Origin of the sequence: Paenibacillus agilis, from assembly GCF_007786455.1 — a bacterium.
Classification (GTDB): domain Bacteria; phylum Bacillota; class Bacilli; order Paenibacillales; family Paenibacillaceae; genus Paenibacillus_B; species Paenibacillus_B agilis.
On record NZ_VNJK01000006.1, the window covers coordinates 19,683 to 38,848 of the forward strand.

General features: G+C 39.2%; 31 protein-coding genes. All 31 read right to left on the reverse strand.

From position 1 onward, the window contains the following. Position 1 precedes the first annotated feature (1 nt). The 31 genes from FPZ44_RS23835 to FPZ44_RS26980 all read right to left on the reverse strand — a co-directional run bounded on the left by FPZ44_RS23835 (position 2) and on the right by FPZ44_RS26980 (position 19,114). Positions 2–286, reverse strand: coding sequence for a hypothetical protein (locus tag FPZ44_RS23835; RefSeq protein ID WP_144994710.1), 285 nt, complete (start codon positions 284–286; stop codon positions 2–4). A gap of 157 nt (positions 287–443) precedes the next feature. Further along, positions 444–1,124 carry a hypothetical protein gene (locus tag FPZ44_RS23840; protein ID WP_144994712.1) on the reverse strand — a complete coding sequence of 227 codons (681 nt, stop codon included), beginning with the start codon at positions 1,122–1,124 and terminating at the stop codon, positions 444–446. A gap of 299 nt (positions 1,125–1,423) precedes the next feature. Then, positions 1,424–1,615, reverse strand: a complete 192-nt coding sequence (locus FPZ44_RS23850; protein ID WP_144994714.1) for a hypothetical protein — start codon at positions 1,613–1,615, stop codon at positions 1,424–1,426. Continuing rightward, on the reverse strand, positions 1,612–1,854 hold the full coding sequence (locus FPZ44_RS23855; protein ID WP_144994717.1) for a hypothetical protein: 243 nt from the start codon (positions 1,852–1,854) through the stop codon (positions 1,612–1,614). Before FPZ44_RS23855 ends, FPZ44_RS23850 begins: the two co-directional genes overlap by 4 nt. A 13-nt stretch (positions 1,855–1,867) precedes the next feature. Continuing rightward, positions 1,868–2,161, reverse strand: a complete 294-nt coding sequence (locus FPZ44_RS23860) for a hypothetical protein (RefSeq protein WP_144994719.1) — start codon at positions 2,159–2,161, stop codon at positions 1,868–1,870. Between the two features lie 47 nt (positions 2,162–2,208). Further along, complete coding sequence (locus tag FPZ44_RS23865; RefSeq protein ID WP_186786221.1) at positions 2,209–2,937, reverse strand: dUTP diphosphatase; 729 nt, start codon at positions 2,935–2,937, stop codon at positions 2,209–2,211. A gap of 135 nt (positions 2,938–3,072) precedes the next feature. Next, a complete protein-coding gene (locus FPZ44_RS23870; protein ID WP_144994721.1) occupies positions 3,073–3,270 on the reverse strand; it encodes a zinc-finger domain-containing protein in 198 nt (65 codons plus the stop codon). Beyond that, the gene (locus FPZ44_RS23875; protein WP_144994723.1) at positions 3,270–4,568 is read right to left on the reverse strand and encodes an ATP-dependent DNA ligase; all 1,299 of its coding nucleotides are present in this window, start codon (positions 4,566–4,568) and stop codon (positions 3,270–3,272) included. The genes FPZ44_RS23870 and FPZ44_RS23875 overlap by 1 nt, the downstream gene beginning before the upstream one ends. A gap of 28 nt (positions 4,569–4,596) precedes the next feature. After that, positions 4,597–4,899, reverse strand: coding sequence for a DUF1653 domain-containing protein (locus tag FPZ44_RS23880; protein WP_144994725.1), 303 nt, complete (start codon positions 4,897–4,899; stop codon positions 4,597–4,599). Then, positions 4,871–5,092, reverse strand: coding sequence for a hypothetical protein (locus FPZ44_RS23885; protein WP_144994727.1), 222 nt, complete (start codon positions 5,090–5,092; stop codon positions 4,871–4,873). The genes FPZ44_RS23880 and FPZ44_RS23885 overlap by 29 nt, the downstream gene beginning before the upstream one ends. Further along, entirely contained in the window at positions 5,089–5,307 is a 219-nt protein-coding gene (locus FPZ44_RS23890) for a hypothetical protein (protein ID WP_144994729.1), read from the reverse strand. The genes FPZ44_RS23885 and FPZ44_RS23890 overlap by 4 nt, the downstream gene beginning before the upstream one ends. Positions 5,308–5,518: 211 nt before the next feature. After that, a complete protein-coding gene (locus tag FPZ44_RS23900) occupies positions 5,519–5,674 on the reverse strand; it encodes a hypothetical protein (RefSeq protein WP_261378520.1) in 156 nt (51 codons plus the stop codon). A gap of 50 nt (positions 5,675–5,724) precedes the next feature. Then, entirely contained in the window at positions 5,725–6,165 is a 441-nt protein-coding gene (locus tag FPZ44_RS23905) for a GatB/YqeY domain-containing protein (RefSeq protein WP_144994735.1), read from the reverse strand. Positions 6,166–6,178: 13 nt separating this feature from the next. Then, a complete protein-coding gene (locus FPZ44_RS23910) occupies positions 6,179–6,481 on the reverse strand; it encodes a hypothetical protein (protein ID WP_144994737.1) in 303 nt (100 codons plus the stop codon). Positions 6,482–6,492: 11 nt separating this feature from the next. Beyond that, complete coding sequence (locus FPZ44_RS26590; protein ID WP_186786222.1) at positions 6,493–6,651, reverse strand: hypothetical protein; 159 nt, start codon at positions 6,649–6,651, stop codon at positions 6,493–6,495. Further along, positions 6,644–7,456: a DNA polymerase beta superfamily protein gene (locus FPZ44_RS23915; RefSeq protein ID WP_144994739.1), complete on the reverse strand. Its 813-nt coding sequence runs from the start codon at positions 7,454–7,456 to the stop codon at positions 6,644–6,646. Before FPZ44_RS23915 ends, FPZ44_RS26590 begins: the two co-directional genes overlap by 8 nt. A 113-nt stretch (positions 7,457–7,569) precedes the next feature. Continuing rightward, the gene (locus tag FPZ44_RS23920; RefSeq protein ID WP_144994741.1) at positions 7,570–7,911 is read right to left on the reverse strand and encodes a hypothetical protein; all 342 of its coding nucleotides are present in this window, start codon (positions 7,909–7,911) and stop codon (positions 7,570–7,572) included. A 60-nt stretch (positions 7,912–7,971) separates the two neighbouring features. Next, on the reverse strand, positions 7,972–8,514 hold the full coding sequence (locus FPZ44_RS23925; protein WP_144994742.1) for an NUDIX hydrolase: 543 nt from the start codon (positions 8,512–8,514) through the stop codon (positions 7,972–7,974). Between the two features lie 3 nt (positions 8,515–8,517). Then, positions 8,518–9,564, reverse strand: a complete 1,047-nt coding sequence (gene nadR / locus FPZ44_RS23930) for a multifunctional transcriptional regulator/nicotinamide-nucleotide adenylyltransferase/ribosylnicotinamide kinase NadR (RefSeq protein WP_144994744.1) — start codon at positions 9,562–9,564, stop codon at positions 8,518–8,520. 1 nt (position 9,565) lies between these two features. Next, positions 9,566–10,258 carry a nicotinamide riboside transporter PnuC gene (gene pnuC, locus FPZ44_RS23935; RefSeq protein WP_261378521.1) on the reverse strand — a complete coding sequence of 231 codons (693 nt, stop codon included), beginning with the start codon at positions 10,256–10,258 and terminating at the stop codon, positions 9,566–9,568. A 43-nt stretch (positions 10,259–10,301) separates the two neighbouring features. Continuing rightward, entirely contained in the window at positions 10,302–10,652 is a 351-nt protein-coding gene (locus FPZ44_RS26595) for a hypothetical protein (RefSeq protein ID WP_186786223.1), read from the reverse strand. Positions 10,653–10,665: 13 nt separating this feature from the next. After that, positions 10,666–12,030: a PcfJ domain-containing protein gene (locus tag FPZ44_RS23940; RefSeq protein ID WP_261378522.1), complete on the reverse strand. Its 1,365-nt coding sequence runs from the start codon at positions 12,028–12,030 to the stop codon at positions 10,666–10,668. Between the two features lie 14 nt (positions 12,031–12,044). Next, positions 12,045–12,212: a hypothetical protein gene (locus FPZ44_RS26600; protein WP_186786224.1), complete on the reverse strand. Its 168-nt coding sequence runs from the start codon at positions 12,210–12,212 to the stop codon at positions 12,045–12,047. Between the two features lie 290 nt (positions 12,213–12,502). Next, on the reverse strand, positions 12,503–12,787 hold the full coding sequence (locus FPZ44_RS23945) for a PQ-loop repeat-containing protein (protein WP_186786225.1): 285 nt from the start codon (positions 12,785–12,787) through the stop codon (positions 12,503–12,505). Then, positions 12,780–13,292 carry a nucleoside 2-deoxyribosyltransferase gene (locus tag FPZ44_RS23950; protein ID WP_261378523.1) on the reverse strand — a complete coding sequence of 171 codons (513 nt, stop codon included), beginning with the start codon at positions 13,290–13,292 and terminating at the stop codon, positions 12,780–12,782. The genes FPZ44_RS23945 and FPZ44_RS23950 overlap by 8 nt, the downstream gene beginning before the upstream one ends. 54 nt (positions 13,293–13,346) lie before the next feature. Further along, the gene (locus FPZ44_RS23955; protein ID WP_144994750.1) at positions 13,347–13,604 is read right to left on the reverse strand and encodes a thioredoxin family protein; all 258 of its coding nucleotides are present in this window, start codon (positions 13,602–13,604) and stop codon (positions 13,347–13,349) included. 27 nt (positions 13,605–13,631) lie between these two features. Further along, a complete protein-coding gene (gene nrdF / locus FPZ44_RS23960) occupies positions 13,632–14,675 on the reverse strand; it encodes a class 1b ribonucleoside-diphosphate reductase subunit beta (RefSeq protein WP_144994751.1) in 1,044 nt (347 codons plus the stop codon). Between the two features lie 79 nt (positions 14,676–14,754). Next, positions 14,755–16,851 (reverse strand): class 1b ribonucleoside-diphosphate reductase subunit alpha, encoded by a 2,097-nt coding sequence (gene nrdE, locus FPZ44_RS23965; RefSeq protein ID WP_144994753.1) that lies wholly within the window; start codon positions 16,849–16,851, stop codon positions 14,755–14,757. After that, positions 16,829–17,203, reverse strand: coding sequence for a class Ib ribonucleoside-diphosphate reductase assembly flavoprotein NrdI (gene nrdI, locus FPZ44_RS23970; RefSeq protein WP_144994755.1), 375 nt, complete (start codon positions 17,201–17,203; stop codon positions 16,829–16,831). Before nrdI ends, nrdE begins: the two co-directional genes overlap by 23 nt. Next, positions 17,203–18,906 carry a DHH family phosphoesterase gene (locus FPZ44_RS26700; RefSeq protein WP_144994757.1) on the reverse strand — a complete coding sequence of 568 codons (1,704 nt, stop codon included), beginning with the start codon at positions 18,904–18,906 and terminating at the stop codon, positions 17,203–17,205. Before FPZ44_RS26700 ends, nrdI begins: the two co-directional genes overlap by 1 nt. A gap of 52 nt (positions 18,907–18,958) precedes the next feature. After that, the gene (locus FPZ44_RS26980) at positions 18,959–19,114 is read right to left on the reverse strand and encodes a hypothetical protein (protein ID WP_261378524.1); all 156 of its coding nucleotides are present in this window, start codon (positions 19,112–19,114) and stop codon (positions 18,959–18,961) included. Between the last annotated feature and the right edge of the window lie 52 nt (positions 19,115–19,166).

Below are 19,166 nucleotides of genomic sequence, written 5' to 3' on the forward strand. Positions count from 1 at the left end.
TTTAATCTTCCTTCACTAAAAATATTTTTTTAAGCATTTTCTCGCCATCCATATTGTGGCTATCCATGAAGTTGCATATCATTAGAACGATAAAGACAACAGTCGTTACAAGGCACAATATAATATTGATGATTGGTACAAATGTTAATATGATATAAAGAACCCATATCTCTTCTGCTATATCTCTTACATCTCCATATAGATACTTTTCATCGAGATTGAATACAATAAAAAGTATGAAGAACACGATTGCTGTTGATATAATCCAAGACAATAAAAACCCCATCAAACATCCCTTTCCTTCCATGTGTGATTATATGTTGCTCTCACTTTGTCGCCAACGCCTTGATATCTGTTGTGACCATCCTTCTTGCTGTTCTTCAAAATATAAAGAATATCAGTAAGAGAAATGATTCCATTAATGTACTTTCTTTGGCATCAGTCTAGTAAAGAGCAACAAGTGATTTGCACAAATGACGCTTTTTAATCTTTAGCTCGAATAGTTTTCTACCTTCAATCTTCAGGTGATTGTTCTGCTCAGAAATCAATTTTTTGATGTTCTTTTTTCGACCTCCACCCCTCACAATTCGTAGCATTATTGCACATTGCTCCGTTGCCTCCCTCACCTTCTCCTCAATAGAAAGGATCAGGCGAATTTGCTCCTCTTCTTTTCGTTCCATTTCACGAAGATGGTCGAAGTGCAATTCAAGCATCGCTTCTCTTTCAACGCCTTCTCGCACATTCTTTAGTAACGGTTTGTAAGTGACTTCTGGAAATCTGTTTACAGTAACAACCGTCTTCAAATCAGGAGACAAAAAGAATGCCGTTTGTCGGTATGCGTAAAGAACGTTGATTCGTCCATCGTAAGACAGGACTGTGCCAATACGTACAGCGTGTTTAAGCATCTCTTTCGCTGTTCTAGTAGCCACTACCATATCAACACTATTGAAGTGCTGTTTCATGCGTTTAAAGGCGTGAGTGGACAGTTTTACTGCTTTTACATACAGGTTATTCTTTACTTCTTCGTTCTTCATCATTTCAATCATTTCGCGAATGTGCATATTGAACTCCTTTTCGAACTCTCCTTTGCTCTTGGTATAACGATATTCCTTCTCTTTGCTCATCTTGGCTCCCCTTTCAGTTTATTTTAACTCTTTTCTTTATAATAGTACTTTCTTTAGCAACAGTCAAGTATTAAATAAGAAATAATAATGGAAATCTTTTGCTTAGACGGTCTATTTAAAATAAGAAAAGCCCACTCACATATGCAAGCGGACTACTTTCTTTGGTATCTGTTATTACTTAGTTACTACAGCACTTGCTCCGTTGATTTCAACCCAACCATGCTTCAAACGTGCTTCCATTTCCATCTTTTTCAGAAGTTCTGGTGTGATGGATTGTTGCATCAAGTTGTATACATTTGCTACACGCTCCTATTTGCATTCTTCTTGTCGAACTTGATCTTCTTTTGTTCGACTTCAAATTCTGCACTTCTTCGACGCTGAACTTTGCCAACAGTGAAAGTTCCACGATTGTAGACTCCTTCTCCATCACAAGCCCGACAAATCTCGAAGTTTATTGAACCCTCACCTTTGCATGTTCCACAGAGTTTCATGTTGCATCGTCCTCCTGTTGAAGTTGTACTTGCGGATACAAACCAGTAATATCAGTCAAGGTTTTGAACATTGTGAGGTGGTCATATTCAGCCTTTTCATGACTCAATCCTTGATCCTTTAACTCTTGCTCCATTGTTGGAATGTCTAGTAAGGCTAGGGCAATAGTCAATGTATTTAATTCTTGGATATTTAGTCGAACATCGATTCGATTTCTCGATTTTACCGTAATTCTTGCCATCTTCAATTTCCTCCTAAGAAGTCTTTCTCATATATTGGCGAACCTCACGCGATCTACGCTTACGCACTTGTATTGCTTCCTCATCGGGCATAAACTGTTTATCCTTGTTTTGAATGACTTGGCGCATCTTGTGAACACTAACGATGCTAAGATTTAAGCTCTCTAGGTCAGTCATGTCAGTCGCGCCTAACACTTTACAGCATTCAAGATATAGAAGAGTATCATTGCTTCTTGTCTCAGGATTGCAACTAAGCACATGAAGCACCAAGTCTTTCACTGTGTTAAGTTCATTCTCAATCTTGTTCATTTTATAACCACCTTTAATTTATGTTTATAGTACTTTCTTTAGCATCATTATTTGCCAGATGAGCCGATCTTACCTTGACCACGAACTGATGGAATGGCTCGAAGTGCTTCCAGAGCGATTTCCTTTACTTTTGCGTCGATTACAGGCACAAGAAGAAGTTGAGCAATTGCTTTCGTATAAGGATATATGATATTCTTCTCTGCATCGAACAAGTCAGGATTCTTTGCAATTACTAAAGTTTTATCATTCTCATTAGTCAGACCGATGAAGATTTCACCACGATATCCTGAGTCAACTACCCCTGCTCGTAATGCCATTCCCTTAGAACCTGTTAAACCGCGCTCTTTTCCGATGAGAGCATAATCTTTCGTCACACTGGACGCGATTCCTGTTGGAACCAGTTTCGTCTCATGTGGAGCGAATGTCAGGAATTCTTGCTCGAAGTTTGCGTAGATATCGTATCCAGCGTTCTCTTCAGCTTTAGAAGGAATAATTGCATCCTCAGTTACTTTTGCAAAGAGAATCGTTGGCTTCTTAGCGGTAGCCGCAACCTTCGGCTTTCCTTTGAACTGAGATTTCTTGTTCTTGTCAATCTCCCATAGATTAACCTTCAGACGCGAAGTACCTTGTTCTTCCGTTTTAATTTCTACGATTGCTTCGTAAATGTTTTCATCTGGTTTGATGTTCATTTCCTTGATTACTCCAAGAGTACTCTCAGACTTAACCCAAACCGTTTCATCTACCTTATAGTACCGCTTATCTGTTCGTTTCTGCATTGTTGCATTCCTCCATTATATAATACTTTCTTTGGCATCAAATCCGTTATGACTTTCTTCTTTCTTATATCTAATATTCTATCACCATCACTATCATAAGTCAATACTTTCTTTGGTTTCGACAATAATATATTTTTATGTCAGTTTTAACAGCTTATTTCCGTATTGCGACAACTTTTTACCCACAGGGCAAGCCTTGCAAGCGTGGGACAATCCTGTTGCATCCTTCAAATTATTGAAATGTGCGCGTGTCCGACAACCATCACAAGGTTGTTGTATACGGTCAATCTCCATCAGCAGTTTTACGCGCTCTCGACGCACTTCGGCTTTCATTAGTGCAGACTAGGCTCATCTTTGTCATCCCTGATTCGTTTAAATACAGGAAACCGTAAAGAGATACCGCCATCTTCGTTCGAAGACTCTTCGAAATATTGAATTTCAGCAATCTTACCAATAAGACTTAATTCTTTAATATCTTTAGTATTCCAGAGCATATTTCGTTCAGTGTCCGTAAACCCTGAACCTACACCTACTCTATAACCTTTGTAATCTACTACAATAGCCCCTAGAGTTCCTTTGTACTTACCACTACCTTCCTCCAGTTCAAGGACTTGAAGGTCAACTGTGTGCATTTCCTTAACCTTCAAGAGTACGTCTGAACGCTTGGTGACATAATGCCCATTTGCCGTATTAATCATCAATCCTTCGTGACCATTGGCAACGACTTCTTGCAGAATTTCGCTAATTACAGCTTTATCATCTCCAATGTATAGAACTGGTAGTTGACGAATGAACTGCGGTTTGGCGTTGTTGAAGAGTTCACCAATTTCCTTGCGTCTCGCTTCATACTTCAACTTGGATCTCCCTTCCAAGAACTCTTCTAGCGGCAGACCATCGAACACATTAAACTCCAAATTCTGCTTAATGCCATCTTTACGTACTACCTTCTGTGTCGCTCGGAATAGTTCGTCACTTGGAAGTCTCTTCGGATTTTCAAGCAATAATTCTCCATCAAGAACGAAGTTGTCAGGTAACTTCTGTGCAATCTCAGCTTCGATATCAATCAGGTCATCAATCGGTTGACCTTGACGAGTGTAAAACTGAACAACTCCATCCTTTTTGATTGCTACGCAACGGATTCCGTCAAGCTTCAACGTAATGTAGAAGATACCTTTAAGCTTGTGTCCATGGTCTTTGAACGCTTTTGCCAGCAAAACATCGAACTCATGGATTGTTCCCTTGCCATATACTTTATTAATTGTTCCAGAAGTAATGCCGCACTTGTAATCTTTCGTGAACATGTCTTGGAGAAAGTCATGCTCTTCGTCTTCATGTTCGTTGATAAAGTTGGCAATCGCCTTCACATCTTCATCTCGTCCAGAGTTATTCTGAACGATATACTGCATTGCTTCGAAAACGTTGTAAAACTGAATATGATAATGATTGCTCTGGAAGTCAGAGAATTTCTGCAACTTCTTCGCTTTGATTCCAGTAAGGACGAATGGGTTGTACATGAACTCTAAAATCCTACGGAACTCAACATTACCCTCATTCGCTTTCAAAATAGACTCCTTGCCTGACCTGCTTGACGTTTCTTTGATTCGCTTGAATACATCAACAATATTCTGCATTTAATTCCTCCAATACTTTCTTTATCTTCTATTTAATCATTGTACGAGGATTGAAAGGCTTGAATCGACGAACTTCCTTACCATCAACCAATGCATCACCCAAGAACATTTCCTCTGGACGAAGCCAGTATTGACCTTGAGTGTCGATATACAAGACAAGCTTTTCTTCGTACTGGACATTGAATTGCCCATCATAGATGAAGACATTTACTGTCGCACCTGTTTCGGTGTGTTTTGCTTCGATATATTTCCCTGCTTTATTAGTGTCAACACCAGACTTAGTGATGCCTAATACGTAATAATCATTGCCCTTGTGGTGGCGGTAGAACATTTTTCTCACCCTCCATGTATCTGCCCACAATGTTTGCAATCTCTTCCGCTATGGAGACAAACTTTGATAGTGGCATACTTATTAAGCCTTGCTCAATCATTCGAAAAGCACCAAGCTCTCTTAGACGCTCAACATCAGTAAGACTTACCTTCTCGACGTTTTTCTTTAGCCACTCTAACTCAGTGATTTTCATCGGACTAATTCCACAAGGTCTTCAAACATTCCAAGAACATCAGTTAAACCATGTGCATGTCCATGCTCCCATGAAATGTCGAACAACAGTTCGAATTTCGTATTGTGTTTCAGCCTATAAACTTCCATCAAATCGTTGCGGAAGGAGCCAATGCCATCATGGGTCTTATACTTACCTTCTTCAATTCGTGCGTAAATCGTTGCGTATTCGCTCATATTGTATCCCCACTCTCTTCTGAGATTTTTTCAAGATATTCTTTTCTTAGCTTTGATTTCCTTACATAAGCGTCTGCATCACCACTCCGAAGGTGTTTGCTACAATTACATTTAGGGCAGTAAATTTCAGAGTAATATCCAATCCCTGATTGAACAATCGTCCATTCATGCTCACAATTGTCTTCGGGTTTCTTCCTTTTCCAGAACATGCTTACACCTCATTAGCCATATGCTTCAATTTCTTCGCATACTTCTCCATACCAACTTTCAAATTCACCAGCTCTTCAATCACAGCTTTATCAGAAGAGTAGAAGTCGCGACACATGTTTCGATTTTTCTCTTTGATACGCTTATTCAGCCATTTCACACAATCCTTCACACCCTTACTTTCGGCAAGAAACTGTTCGCGCATTGTCATCATAATTGCAGAAGGTTTGTTACAATTTGATTTACAAGCTTATTGTCAGCCTTACCTTTAACCAAAGGCATTACTTCCTTCATTACCGCACCCTTGTTTGGTGTTCCACTAATACCCTCGATTACTCTGATAACGATGCTATTGATTTCCTGCTCAGACATTTGCTGTGGGAGGAACTTGTCAATGAAAGCAAGAGAATCAATAATTACTGCTTCTCTACTTAACTTCCCTGCTTTCGCAAAAGCATCGGCTTCCTCTTGGATTTGCTTTTTGAATGTTTGAAGCACTTGTACAGCTTCTTCTTCTGAAATCTCGCGAAGAAGCTCTTTTTCCTTTTTCTGCACTCGGTCGATAACCAAGCGTACTGTCGTCAGTGTCGCTTTATCTTTGTTACGCATTGCGTCCTTCATCTCATCTATCAACTGTTGTTTGATTGTCATATGTTTCTCTCCCTTATCCGATTACTTCAAAGAAGTAAATTGTATTCATAGTTTTAACGACCATCTTCTCAACGAAATTTGACTCGCTATATTTAACATCTTGCACCATTGAAGTTCGAAGATTCATTCCTTCAAGAACATTAGCGGATTGAGGAATGAATACCGCGCTGTAACCTAACTGAATCTCATAGGATTCAATAAATGTTTGATTAAGAAGTTCGTCATAAGAGAAATTCTGTGCTGGCTTTGCGACCTTCGGCGTTGCACCATCAGATTCAGTAATTTTCACTAAAAGCAATTTACGTTGTTTGCTCATACATTCCACTCCTAATAATTAAATATTTCAATTGCTGTTGCTGGCGTAGGAGTTGTGTTATGATGGAACACACCAACTACTCTATGTTTTTCGCTATGATAAATATCAACCTTGTGACCAACCTGTTTTGCTATAAATTCCTGTATTTCGCGAAGTTTTTGTTCAGTCATTGTTTTTGATTTCCTCTACTATTTTATTTTTGATAATTTCTTGCGACAACATCAGGAATCTATCCTTAATGGAAAAATCGATTTTAGTGTTGTCAACACTGGAAAGGTATTTGTCCCTTTCCTCTTTCCCATCTTCTAATATCCATTCTATACTTTCCTTGGCATCTTCAAGAGTAGCGTTATTGAGCTTCATTCCTAGAATGATTCTCTTTTCGGGAATGCTAGGATAAAAGCATTCTTTCAATGGCTTCTTTTTGTTGAAGTAATCCTTAATCATTACAAGCAACCTATACGCATGTGATAACTGTTTGCCATCATAACCATACTTCTCGATTTTGTGTATGATTGATGGGTATGGATGGCACATAGCCTTCGCTTTCTCACACATCATTCCATACATTGCTCTCATGAATTGTGGAGATAAAGTTTCCATCAATTCATCTCTGAGCGACAGTATTTGATTGAATTCTGTTTCAAACTTAGGATTCACATAGTAGTAGTCAGTGTACAAAAGCTCGATGAACGATGGATTTGCTTTTAGAAGTGTCTCGAAAAACACTCTAATATCCTTAATGTCACATTGACCCCACTTCGTATCTACCACAGTAGAAACAGGCTTACTATTTCGAATCAGATTGTCTAGCGTTGGAACTACAATGGCTTTCATGTCAATGTCCGATTGATATTCCTCTGTATTCAAATCTAATCCGTAGTTTTGAGAGCCATAGATACCGATAAATGCTACTGTATATCCATCTGATTTAAGTATCTCAGCTTGCTCTTTTAGAGCGTCGATAAGTGACAAGCGTATCACCCTCCAAATTGTAAATGGAATCGCAGTTTTATTGAGAAAACCACACCACTAAAATGTGGTTTTCTCAGGTGTTTCAAAACCGCGTTTTTAGAAAATCAACGATTTTAGATGAAGCAGTCGCAATCCACACCGCACACCATATCTTCTTCCTCTTCTTCACCGATTGCCAGATACACACCAATTTCATCTTCGCCTTGCTTGTAGAAATCGTCAGTATCAGCCATGATGTTGAACACAAGAACTCCAACAGTTGACTCATTCAAAATGAGAAGGCTAATCAGATTGTCGATTTCAAGTTCTTCACGCACTTGATTAGACAATTCCTTCAATGCCGCACGATAAACTCTTTCTTCTTGACTCTTTAAGAGTTGAAGTGTCAAAATCAAATCTACCAATTGCTCGCTTACAATTACATGTCCTACCTCGTTAGCGTATACCTTTACCATTCTGCATTCTCCATTCATTAAGTTATTTTAGTTTTTAGGGCAATGAATCCTTACTTCTTCTTACTCGCCTTCTTGCTGGTTAGTCCAATTGTAAAGTCGCAACATTGTAGTATGAATCACAGGGTCTTCATAACCTATTGCATCAGCTTCGGAAACCCATTGGCAGTAGGCATTTGCTTCATTAGCTGTACCATCACCTTTTGGTTCTTCATACGGAAGATTCGTCACATCAACAGCGAACAGATACATCTTTGTTGTGTTCAGCTTCGATGTTCGAGCCATCCCTAATGCAATCAGGTTAACTTCATCAGCGGTATAGCCAACTTCTTCAAGCAGTTCTCGAACTGCACATTGACGAGGTGTTTCGCCTTCTTTATCCATGCCACCTTTGACTGTTCCAAATACAGGCGAATCAGCCATTTCACCACGAAGAAGGAATTGAACGTATCCTGATTCATCTCTTCGGTATGGAAGAACTGAGACAGCTTTCCCATTAAGAAGCCAAGGCTCACGAATGTAAATGTATGTTCCATGTTCTTCCGAAGTACGTTGCATCAGTTCGACCCATTTAGTCTTGTGTAGCGATTCATGCTTTACTGTCATCTTCTACAACCCTTTCATCTCAGTTAGCTCATTCACATAATGAACAGCCTTCTCTAAGCGTTCTTGATAATTTCCACTGATAGTTACAAACTGAACTCCATACTGTGTAAGCATTTCTTTAAGCAAGTTATTGTTGTTCTCACGCACCTCTTGCTCTCCAAAAGAGCGTGTACCATCATCAACCCACTTAACATCTGGCTCCAAGAACAACCACAAGTCATATTGCTGTAACTTGATAATCTCATCTAAGATTGGTTGTTTTTCAGATAGATACAGTTGTGAGAAGTATTGAGTTACAACTGCTTCTGTATCAATGAACATTACTTTGTTGGCATTTTGCAGTTGAACTTTTTCATGATACTTATGCTCAAAAGCAATCTCAGCGTAATCTTCTACGCGAGTAATACCTTCGCATCCACCCAATCGTTCATAGTAAGTGCGACCAAACTCTTCAACATAAGTTGTGTTATATAGATTGGCTAGGTTTTTAACCAACGTACTTTTACCGCAACTTTCTGTTCCTACGATAACCACTTTCTTAGCAAAATAAGGTTGTACTATCTTCGGTATCATGTTCCAGTGTTTCATGACACCTTCTTCACGTAACTTTGTTCCAGAAATGCTGTAGGTTTCGCGTTCAGAATCAATGACTACATGTTTTGCAGTTGGATACAGTTTTTCAAAGATTGGTGTGTAGCTATGCTCGGAACTGAATACTGCATCAATTGGCTTACCAATTTCTTTCTGAATTCCTTCTGCACCTTTCACCCAATCCTCAAGTTGTCCTGTCTGTTCTTCGTAAACAGCATGAACATGTACGTGCGGTAGGTCTTTCGTGAGTTGAGTCCACCAGCGAAGTCGCATAGCGTAATCAACGTGTTCAACCTTTCCACCCTTTTCGCAAAGCATCTTCTCATATTCAGTATCAAAAGATACGATTACATGTAACTCATCAACCATCGTTGATGCACGAATCATTGCGTATACATGTCCCAAGTGAGGGAACGGAAGGAACTTGCCGCCATACATACCAACTTTTCCGATTGTCATGTTAGTTCACCGCCTGTTTTTTAGAAATTTTCATCCAGTTGATGTATCCGTAAACGCTGTTAAACAAGAATGCTGTCCACATAACCATCATCGTCCAATCATTACCGCCTGTTTGCGTAAGAGCGATGACCCAAAGTGCAATCGACAAGATGTTTACTAGAATCCATAGAATCCATTGTTCTGCATATCGTCTCAACATCAGGATTTGTGCGATTACCGACAACACTACTGCCACTGAATCGAGTCGTACCTGTTGACCACCAATACTATGAAGTAATTGTGCATAAGCCACAGAAGCAACAACTGCAATCACTACAACGCTAATCCAACCTTTTGCTGTCAGCTTCTTAGCTACAACATCTTCCCCACTGACACTGTTTTTCGTTTTATTCTTATTCCACAGATAGAGTCCAACGAACTGCAATGGGAAGTAGAACAAAGCATTTAACATCGACTCACCATACAATCCATATGTATAAGAGATGTAGGCATAAGTTCCTGCTTGTACAATACCGAAGTAGAAGTTTGATATCTTCCCTTTGGCAACCAATACCACACACAGCATACCTGTCATCGACGAAATTAATCCAAGCAAAGAGTCATCGAATGCGAAGAATAGATAAATGTTAATCGCAGTGAATACAGTAATCCAAATCTTCTCAAACATTGTCCAACCCTTAACCATGTTGTTCATTTTTATTCCTCCAATGTTATTTAGTACTTTCTTTGGCATCTAATTAAGATTTACTGAGTCCGATTTTTCGCAAAAATGACTTGAATCTACTTACTTCCTCGGAATCTTCTTCAACTTCCTCGTCTTCTTCGTCGTCACGCTCATGCTCATCTTCTTCATATTCATCCTCACAATCTTCGCTCACATCATAGTCGCTGTCATATGAATAATCTCCAACAAGCTTAAAGTGTTCCTTTAACTCTTCTTCGCTAACGCCAAGCCCTACCCCTTCATTCCTTAAAACAATGTATTTACCCTGCATGTTTTTGACTCTCCATGTTTCACCAACAGCATTGAATGGAAATCCATCAAGTTCTTTTGTCTGCTTATATGATTGACCAATACTTGCTCCCATCTACACATCTCCTTTAGTATGACTTTACTTCTAATTCAAACTTCTTAGCGAATTTTTCGATAAAGTCTTTTTGTTCTGTCGTTGGAGGGTTGTTCATTTTCGCCTTTGCTTGAACAATAGCTTTATCGCGAATCTCTATGGTAACAAGTGGCTTGTCAACATCGTCTGCATCCCGAAGGAACGCAATAACCGATGTACCTTGTCTCACTTTTCCAACATAACTTCCTACGCAATGACCTAAGACATTTCCTTCACGAACCAAATCCTGAGTTGTCATTGGAGTGAATATCCTAAAGCCATCCATTGCGTATTTGTAGATCGCGTTCTTCTCACAAATTTCATCCCATTGCTTTTGCTCTTCCGCATTCAACTTAACCTTATAGTTCCTTGCAACGATATCATGATATGTTCTCAGGAACTTAGGGTATCTATCGAATCGCTCATATCCCATTTCATTAGCCATTCTAATGTAATCTCTATATTGGGATAACGCTGTACCAACAGAAAGTCCTTGAGATACATCGCACTCGTAATAGAGGTATCTAATCAAGTGTTTCTCTGGCAATCCATACCTCTTTGCAGTCTGTAACGCTGAGTCATAGTAAGTACCTTGAGTATAGATATAGCTCATCTCATTAGAAGAGAACTCTTTTATCTTCTCAATCCCATACTCAACATCAAGAGATTTAATGTGGTTAAGTTGATTTATCATTCTATTGTCGCCAGTTTCGTTATGCCTGTAACATTGTAGATTTCCAATGGAAATGCCAAACTTATTAAACATCTTCCATTGCGTTTTCGATAATCCAAGTATCTCCATTGGAGATTTTCCATTAATATTTACGATACACAAGTTGCTATCTACCTTAATTCCTGCCTTATGCAGTAATTCGTAGTAGCTGTATTCGGTTATGAGTCTATGAAAGAACCTTCCGAACATCTCTGTTCGTTCCATCCCCATCGCACCAAGATATTGATATGCTGATTCATACAAACCTTCATTCCCTTTTGTGGAAAGGAAATCGAATACTTCCTTTCGTTTCATGCGGTCATACGGAAAGATGCTGTCAACGTTTCTTGCGCTGAATTGAACATCTTTCGTGTTGCGTTTAATCCAGTACATCTTATTTCTTAGGTCATAATACATCTCAGTTACAATTCCATCTTTTCCAGCGATTTTATTTGATTCGCTAGGTTCATGAATATAGTAGATGTGGAAACCGTAATCCATGCGTTCTACCATATACATTGTTCCAATCAATTTGTCCTTCGGAATGTATCGACCATTTCCATAATCCTCATACTTCTCGTAGCCGAAATTCCTAATAACATCCTTCAACTCCTTGACCTTAGTTTGAGTACTTTCTTTGGCAACCAATAAATCACTCCTTATTATTGAGGGAAACTTATAGGAGGATTTCTTACAACAACTCGATTGATATACTCGAACTCAGACATTGCAATCATACCTTCCATTTCACAACGCTTCTGATAATTCAAGTATGAATTGTCGATTCCATTGTTGTCTTCGTCTCCCATGGCACAAGCAATTGCCATCATAATGTTCACCTCTTTTTTATGTTTTGTTTTCGTTTGCCTTACAAGTAATATAATAATACTTTCTTTGGCATCTGTCAACGCTTTTTGAAAAGTTTTTTATAATACTTTTAAAGGGTTTTAACGATAGGCGCACAGAAGTAATATAGGTCTTGTCCTATCATAGACGGCGCTTTGCCGCACTTTACACAAAACGGTAGTCTAGTGGTATCTGTAACTTCTCCTGAATCATCCATTTCGACTCTATTGCAGTTAATAGGCAAAAAAAAATAAGGAGGGCTTATGCCCTCCAACTACTTCTTCTTCTTGCGATAAATAATAACCTGCGCCAGCACAGTAACAGCCAATGCTAAATTCAAAATCTCTGTAACCAGATAGCCAAACGTTCCGAACTTGATGAAGATAACAAACGCATTGACAGTCAATAGTGAGATTGCTACGATGAGCAAAATCCAGAATGGCATAGACATACTTGAAACATCTTTCGTCTTATAGTTTTTAACTATTTGTGGGAAATAGCAAATAGTTAGAAAGATGGTTGCCAACATTGGTACGATATCTAGTAGAAAACTATCCATTGTTAATATCCTCCTTGACATAAGTCATAAAGTCCTCGATGAGCGAATCAATGTCTAAGAATACAGCACCATTTTGCTTGACAAGACCTACAACGAACAGATTTCGATACATGAATTGATTCTCTGTGCAATCCTCAATCAAAGCGCCAATCTTTTGCGTATTGTCTCTACCACCTTGACGAATGTCTGTATACAAAGCAAAGATAGGCTTCCCTGTAGTAGAATACATGCCAATCTCTGCGGCTACGCCAGAATCAATCTCAACTCCATCAATAACTGCCACTAAGAAATCGGAAGTCATTAACGATTCTGAATCAAGCTTCGCAATCATTACACTATCAGCATAACTTGATTTATCATTAATCGTTTGCTCTTGCGGCACGAACAAGTCTAGCTGTTCACCTGTTATCTCTCGATAGGCTCCTCGTAATTGAGTTGCAATAACTCGATTCACCATTCTGTCTCCCAATGAGAAAAGCCCATTAGCCAAATAACCCTTCATCATTAAACCCCCTATAAATGAATTAAGTAGGGAAGGCGTTTTGCCCTCCCCTGCGTACTATCCACGTTTCTCAAACAGTGCTTTGATTGCATCCTGATTTGCACCAGAAACTCTATCCAACACATTGCCAGATTCATCTAGCAACATAATTGTCGGTGTGCTTTGTACTCCAAGCTTTTGTGCCAATTCAAACGCCGCATTATCCATAGCAATATCATGCGATTCATCAACTTTCAAACCTAAATGATTCAACAATCCATCCACTACACGACAAGGTACACAACTCGGTTGTACAAACTTAATTACTTTATTCATTACTAATCATCCTCCAATAATTTTAATTTAGGCTACTGCTTTGCCAAGCATTGATTCAAGTCTTGCAAAATCACTATCTCCGATAGGAACCAGATTGATAGAACGAACATAGCCATTTCCTTTAGCACTAAAGAAATCATGGTTCTTTGTCTCAGTGTCGATACCATTCAAGATAATTGGATTCACAACGACATTATCAAAGTAAGGAGCGATACCAAGATTGGACAAAGCTTTATTCGCGTTATATCTTACGAACTCCATAACTTCATCAACCAAGTCGATTTCCCCATAAACCTCTTCTGTAAACTCTGCTTCATGGTCGTACAGCTCGATAAGCAACTCTCGCGTCTCTGTATCGACTTCTTCTTTTTCTTCGTCATTCAATTCTTTATAAACGTTCTGTGCTTCCAGACCGACCAATACACCATGAATAGATTCATCGCGAATGATAGCCCAAATGATTTCAGCAGAATTAATCATTTTCTTCTGTCCAACAGCCAAGTACAATGGATAAAAGAACCCACTGTAAAATAAGAACGATTCAAGAAGAACTGACGCTACCATAGCCATATACAAGTCCTTCCTGCTAGGTTTGATATTGAACAACTTATGGTATTTGCCAACAATAATTTCCGCGATACGTTGAAGGTTCTTGTGATTCTCTTGATATTCGTACAGTTCTCTTTCCTCTGCCTTATCAGTGATAAGGGATTGGAAAATGTTACTGTATGACTTTGCATGAACAGCTTCCATCATCTGCATAAATGAAAACACAGAAGAGATGTGTTGATTCTTCGTATGCAACACTAACAATGGCATGCCTTGACTAAATTGTTCAGTGTCAAGGTGCGTCAATTTAATCAATGCTTTCTTGTATGCTTCTTTCTGTTGTGGTGTCAACAAGTCCCATATAGCTTTATCGTTAGAGGGGCTATATTCCTCTGGCAACCAGAACTGTTGAACATTTTGATTCCAGAAACGAAGACCTACACTATCCTTCGATAATTCATTCCAGTTAATCGCTTTTCTTCGCTTCGATAATTCATCCCAATTAATTACTTCTGCTGACATTTATTCAACACCTCTTTCAATTTTCGAACATCCCTTTGTATAACAGGTTATACTATAATTACATGTACTTTTGTTGGCATCAAACAGAACAGCTTTCGCACTCATCTATCTTCAATGTCTTGGTGCGAGTGTAATATAGCGACTTCAATCCTTTCGCCCAAGCATAAGCGTACATGCTTGCTAGTTCGTTAGATGGCGTGTTGCTTGTTACATAAAGGATTGTGGAAATCCCTTGGTCTACGTGTTCTTGGATAACTGCTACAAGGTCAATCATCTTATACATATCAATGTCATACGCTGTCTTGTAGTAGAAATACGTATCCATCGACAGGAATGGCATTGGGTAGTACGTTTGAGCAGTTCCATACATGCGGTTCTCAACAACGTTAACGATTGGTGCAATAGATGGAGTTGCGTTCTGGATGTAAGAGATTGATTGCGTTGGTGCGATTGCCAAGCGGTAACTGTGATACATACCATTTTTCATAACAACATTCATCAGAGCCTTCCAATCTTCTCTTGTTGGAATGTGCATTCCATCGAACAACTTCGCGATTTTCTCAAACCTCGGCAAGTAATCGTTCTCGATATATTTTTTAAAGTAAGAGCCATCAGCGTAATCCGATTTATCGAAGTCTCGGAAGACCTTACCCTTCTCTAGTGAAATCTGCATCGAACGTTCAATTGTGAAGTAGTTGACCATCATGAAGAATACATTAGCAAAATCCTTCGCTTCTTCCGATTCATAGTCAATTTGATTTTTAGCGTAGAAGCCATGAAGATTCATCGCTCCGAAACCTACACTGTGCATTTCATCATTCGCCAGCTTGACAGAAGGAACCTGTGGGATACTGGTTTCATCAGAAACAGTTGTCAACGCGTCCATTGCCGAATAACTTGTTTCCTTGATGCGTTTAGTCTCCATCATATTCACAACGTTACCAGAAGACAGGTTGCAGGAAATATCACGATTATACTCGTTCAAACGATTCATATCGTTCGGATCGTCAATATACGAAACCTCTTGCAGTTGCATGATTTCTGTACACAGATTGGATTGCTTAATAGAACCGATGTTACGCAAAGCATGAACCTTATTAGCGTTGTCGATATACATGATGTAAGGGTAGCCTGATTCGAATTGCAATTCTGCAATCAAATCCAACATTCTACGAGCGTTCAGTTTTTTCTTCTTAACTGTCTGAGCCGCAACAAGTTTTTCATACCATTTGTTCATGTTCATATCATCGAGATGTACGCCGAACGTCTTATTTACGCTGTATGGCTCAAAGACATAGTAATCTTCACCTTTCCAAGCCTTACGCATAAAGACGTCAGGAACGATAACCCCAATAGACAACGATTGAAGACGAACCTTTTCGTCAGCATTGATTTTCTTCGTAGAAAGGAATTCTTCAATATCCCATCCCATGATGCTGTAATATCCTGCCCCTGCACCCTTACGTTGCCCTAATTGGTCAACATACGAGTAAACATCTTCCCAAATCTTCAACACTGGCAAGATGCCAGAGGCACAATTATCAATGCCTTTGATTGGTGCGTTGCGACCACGAAGACGAGTGAAGTTTGTTGCTACGCCGCCACCAATCTTGGACAGTTGCATCGAAGCATTTGCATTGTATGCGATTGAATTGAGAGAGTCATCAAGAGATAGCAAGAAACAACTTACTAATTCTCCTGCACGAACCAGTCCAGCATTCTTAAAGGTTGGCGTTGCTGGCTGTAAATTCTGCAACATCATATCGTGACAGATACGCATTGCTTTAGCAAAGTCACCTTGACCTAAGAATAAGGCAACAATCGCAACCCTATCTTCATAGGATTCTAAGAAATTTAGGTTGTTATCGCTAGTTAGCGCGTAGTCATTATAGAACTTACTAACAGCCATAAAGGATTGAAACTCGAATTTGAAGCTGTAGCAAAAATCGTGAATTTCTTGAATTTGCTCAAAGTTGTACATATCGTAGAAATTGATATAGTAACTGTTGTGGATAAGGAAATCCATGCGCTCTTTAAGCGAGGAAAATTTTACTGACTTGGCTTCCACTGTTTTTAGGAACTCTTCGACAGCAATCTTATCCAGAAGCAACGCTTCAAAGTCAAAGTTCTCCTTAAATTGGTTTGCCATCTTATTATTTAGCTCGATATACTTCATTGATTCTATGCACCCTTTCCTTGAAATTCTCTGTGTCTGTATCGCTTCCTTGTAACTCGAATTTTAGAAGGATGGGAACATTGTACAGATAAGAAATTGTATTGGCACTTCTTGCAAAATGCTCTTTCCAGTTCATATTCCCACTGGCGGCAACAGCAACAAGATTCTTCTTATTGTGTTTGAGGAATTCCGTCACTTCTGCTGGAACCTCTCCGAAGCCAGTTGTATAAGTTATCAACACGAAAGGCTCATTGACGACACCAATGGTATCGTCAATTTTAACAGCCCTCATGTCAAGGCGGTCTACAAAACGCTGAACTTGACCTGTCTTAGACGCATAAACGATTAACATTATTCAGTCACACGATAGTCTTCCAAGAAGACTTGTTTCGTTGTAATCCATCGCTTATGACCGCCATGATAGAATCGGTTCAAATTAAGGCTTCCGATTGCGTCAATCTCGGTTGCAAAGTTGCTCTCATCATTGAAATGAGCTTCGATATCCTGTGCATAGTTATCCTGTGTACGGAATTTCATCAAAGCAAAGCTATCTTCGCAATTAATCTTAACTGTATCGTTATTACTACCCATAACTGCTCGAACATGATTGCCAAGCTTCTTGGTGAAAGCTTCTTCTGCAACCAAGCCTTTTACTAGGAATTTAGGCTCTGGAAAGCCTTGTCCAACAATTTTTGCAAACTTCTCAACCTGTTTAATGTCCATCTCTTCAATGTCACTAGCTTCCATTTCCAAGTCATATTCGATACTCTTTTGGAGGTCTGTACTATCTAAAGTGTCATTGAAGTAGGAAATTATCTTATCTAGGTCTTCTTCTGCAAAAGACACACCAAATGCCCCTTCGTGACCTTGTGCAAAGTGGAATAATCCAGAGTCCATGCAGAGCGATTTTAGCGGTATTACGCCAACGCTACGCGCACTTCCCATGTATTTGTTGCTCTTACTTTCCTCACCCTCATATGTGAAATGCGTGAGTACTAGGACTGGCTTTTGGAATCGTTCAACAAATTCTGTTGCAATCAATCCACGAAAACCAGAGTCAATATCATTGTCTACATAGATTATGATATTGTTTGAAGTGTCGATACTTTCTATGGCACTCTCGACATACCTTTTCTGGTTCGCCTTACGTTCTTCGTTCATTGTAATCATCTCTTCAACCAGTTCTTTTGCGCGAACTTCATCGGCACATGTAACCAGTTCAAGAGCCAACTCAATTTTATCAAAACGAGAACACGCGCCGATGATTGGTGCAATCTTAAAGCTTATGTTCATCGTGTTAATCCCTTCGGAAAAGTCGATTTTGCTTTGTTTTAAAATCTCCTTAATTCCAAGATTGTTTATGTTATTGATGCCATTGTAGATAAGATAACGATTCTCCATGTTCTTAATGTCCATCATATCCGCAACGATTCCGATAGCAGATAGGTCGCGGTAATCATCGGCAAGTTCAATGTTCAGATATTCATCAAGAACTTGACAAACTTTGTAGCACATTGCACTACCTGACAAATGCTTGTTTGGATAGTCTCCCATTTGACAATTGACAATATCAGCATATGGATTGTCTCTGTCAATTTTGTGATGGTCGATGATAACAATAGGAATACCTTTATCATGAAGTTCCTTGCAAGCTTCAACAGAATTTGAGGACGAATCCACAATGATAACCAATTCAATATCGTCTTCGATTTGGTCGAGAACAGTTTCCAAACCATGACCTTGACTACGCTGTGCGTGTATGTAGGTAACGTTTGGAGTCAATTCACGAAGATAATTAAACATAATTCCTGTAGAGCAAACTCCATCAGTATCAATGTCTGCAACGATACAGATCTTCATCCCCTTATGGATGGCTTTGATGATGATCTCAACTACCTTATCCATGTTCAAGAGATTATATGGACTGTTTAAGGAGGTCGAGGGAGGATTCATCCACTCTTCAAGATTCTTGATGTTCCTGACTTTTGCTAATTTCTCAATTAACAAAAGGTCATCTTTCACCTTGATTTTGTTGCGCTTAATCCATTTAGCCATTAAAGCAACTCCTTCATTATAGTACTTTCTTTGGCATTCGTAAAAAGGAATATTATGAGATGACTCCCATAAGATTAACCTCTTTATTTGTGCGATACGTTGCACGTACTTTGCCACTTTCCAACATATCCTCTAAGATTTCTTCGGTAAATTTATACTCAACACCGTCGATGGTATATATCTCGTCGAACCGAAGACTGATACACATTACCTGTCCATCTCTAAAACATCTTTCTATAAAAGCTAATACTGTCCTCGCC

Excerpts from the sequence above, each read along its gene's own strand:
- FPZ44_RS23835 (WP_144994710.1), bottom strand. The coding sequence starts at position 286 with ATGGGGTTTTTATTGTCTTGGATTATATCAACAGCAATCGTGTTCTTC.
- FPZ44_RS23840 (WP_144994712.1), bottom strand. The coding sequence starts at position 1,124 with ATGAGCAAAGAGAAGGAATATCGTTATACCAAGAGCAAAGGAGAGTTC.
- FPZ44_RS23850 (WP_144994714.1), bottom strand. The coding sequence starts at position 1,615 with ATGAAACTCTGTGGAACATGCAAAGGTGAGGGTTCAATAAACTTCGAG.
- FPZ44_RS23855 (WP_144994717.1), bottom strand. The coding sequence starts at position 1,854 with ATGGCAAGAATTACGGTAAAATCGAGAAATCGAATCGATGTTCGACTA.
- FPZ44_RS23860 (WP_144994719.1), bottom strand. The coding sequence starts at position 2,161 with ATGAACAAGATTGAGAATGAACTTAACACAGTGAAAGACTTGGTGCTT.
- FPZ44_RS23865 (WP_186786221.1), bottom strand. The coding sequence starts at position 2,937 with ATGCAGAAACGAACAGATAAGCGGTACTATAAGGTAGATGAAACGGTT.
- FPZ44_RS23870 (WP_144994721.1), bottom strand. The coding sequence starts at position 3,270 with ATGAAAGCCGAAGTGCGTCGAGAGCGCGTAAAACTGCTGATGGAGATT.
- FPZ44_RS23875 (WP_144994723.1), bottom strand. The coding sequence starts at position 4,568 with ATGCAGAATATTGTTGATGTATTCAAGCGAATCAAAGAAACGTCAAGC.
- FPZ44_RS23880 (WP_144994725.1), bottom strand. The coding sequence starts at position 4,899 with ATGTTCTACCGCCACCACAAGGGCAATGATTATTACGTATTAGGCATC.
- FPZ44_RS23885 (WP_144994727.1), bottom strand. The coding sequence starts at position 5,092 with ATGAAAATCACTGAGTTAGAGTGGCTAAAGAAAAACGTCGAGAAGGTA.
- FPZ44_RS23890 (WP_144994729.1), bottom strand. The coding sequence starts at position 5,307 with ATGAGCGAATACGCAACGATTTACGCACGAATTGAAGAAGGTAAGTAT.
- FPZ44_RS23905 (WP_144994735.1), bottom strand. The coding sequence starts at position 6,165 with ATGACAATCAAACAACAGTTGATAGATGAGATGAAGGACGCAATGCGT.
- FPZ44_RS23910 (WP_144994737.1), bottom strand. The coding sequence starts at position 6,481 with ATGAGCAAACAACGTAAATTGCTTTTAGTGAAAATTACTGAATCTGAT.
- FPZ44_RS26590 (WP_186786222.1), bottom strand. The coding sequence starts at position 6,651 with ATGACTGAACAAAAACTTCGCGAAATACAGGAATTTATAGCAAAACAG.
- FPZ44_RS23920 (WP_144994741.1), bottom strand. The coding sequence starts at position 7,911 with ATGGTAAAGGTATACGCTAACGAGGTAGGACATGTAATTGTAAGCGAG.
- FPZ44_RS23925 (WP_144994742.1), bottom strand. The coding sequence starts at position 8,514 with ATGACAGTAAAGCATGAATCGCTACACAAGACTAAATGGGTCGAACTG.
- nadR (WP_144994744.1), bottom strand. The coding sequence starts at position 9,564 with ATGACAATCGGAAAAGTTGGTATGTATGGCGGCAAGTTCCTTCCGTTC.
- pnuC (WP_261378521.1), bottom strand. The coding sequence starts at position 10,258 with ATGAACAACATGGTTAAGGGTTGGACAATGTTTGAGAAGATTTGGATT.
- FPZ44_RS26595 (WP_186786223.1), bottom strand. The coding sequence starts at position 10,652 with ATGGGAGCAAGTATTGGTCAATCATATAAGCAGACAAAAGAACTTGAT.
- FPZ44_RS26600 (WP_186786224.1), bottom strand. The coding sequence starts at position 12,212 with ATGATGGCAATTGCTTGTGCCATGGGAGACGAAGACAACAATGGAATC.
- FPZ44_RS23945 (WP_186786225.1), bottom strand. The coding sequence starts at position 12,787 with ATGGATAGTTTTCTACTAGATATCGTACCAATGTTGGCAACCATCTTT.
- FPZ44_RS23950 (WP_261378523.1), bottom strand. The coding sequence starts at position 13,292 with ATGATGAAGGGTTATTTGGCTAATGGGCTTTTCTCATTGGGAGACAGA.
- FPZ44_RS23955 (WP_144994750.1), bottom strand. The coding sequence starts at position 13,604 with ATGAATAAAGTAATTAAGTTTGTACAACCGAGTTGTGTACCTTGTCGT.
- nrdF (WP_144994751.1), bottom strand. The coding sequence starts at position 14,675 with ATGTCAGCAGAAGTAATTAATTGGGATGAATTATCGAAGCGAAGAAAA.
- nrdE (WP_144994753.1), bottom strand. The coding sequence starts at position 16,851 with ATGAAGTATATCGAGCTAAATAATAAGATGGCAAACCAATTTAAGGAG.
- nrdI (WP_144994755.1), bottom strand. The coding sequence starts at position 17,203 with ATGTTAATCGTTTATGCGTCTAAGACAGGTCAAGTTCAGCGTTTTGTA.
- FPZ44_RS26700 (WP_144994757.1), bottom strand. The coding sequence starts at position 18,906 with ATGGCTAAATGGATTAAGCGCAACAAAATCAAGGTGAAAGATGACCTT.
- FPZ44_RS26980 (WP_261378524.1), bottom strand. The coding sequence starts at position 19,114 with ATGTGTATCAGTCTTCGGTTCGACGAGATATATACCATCGACGGTGTT.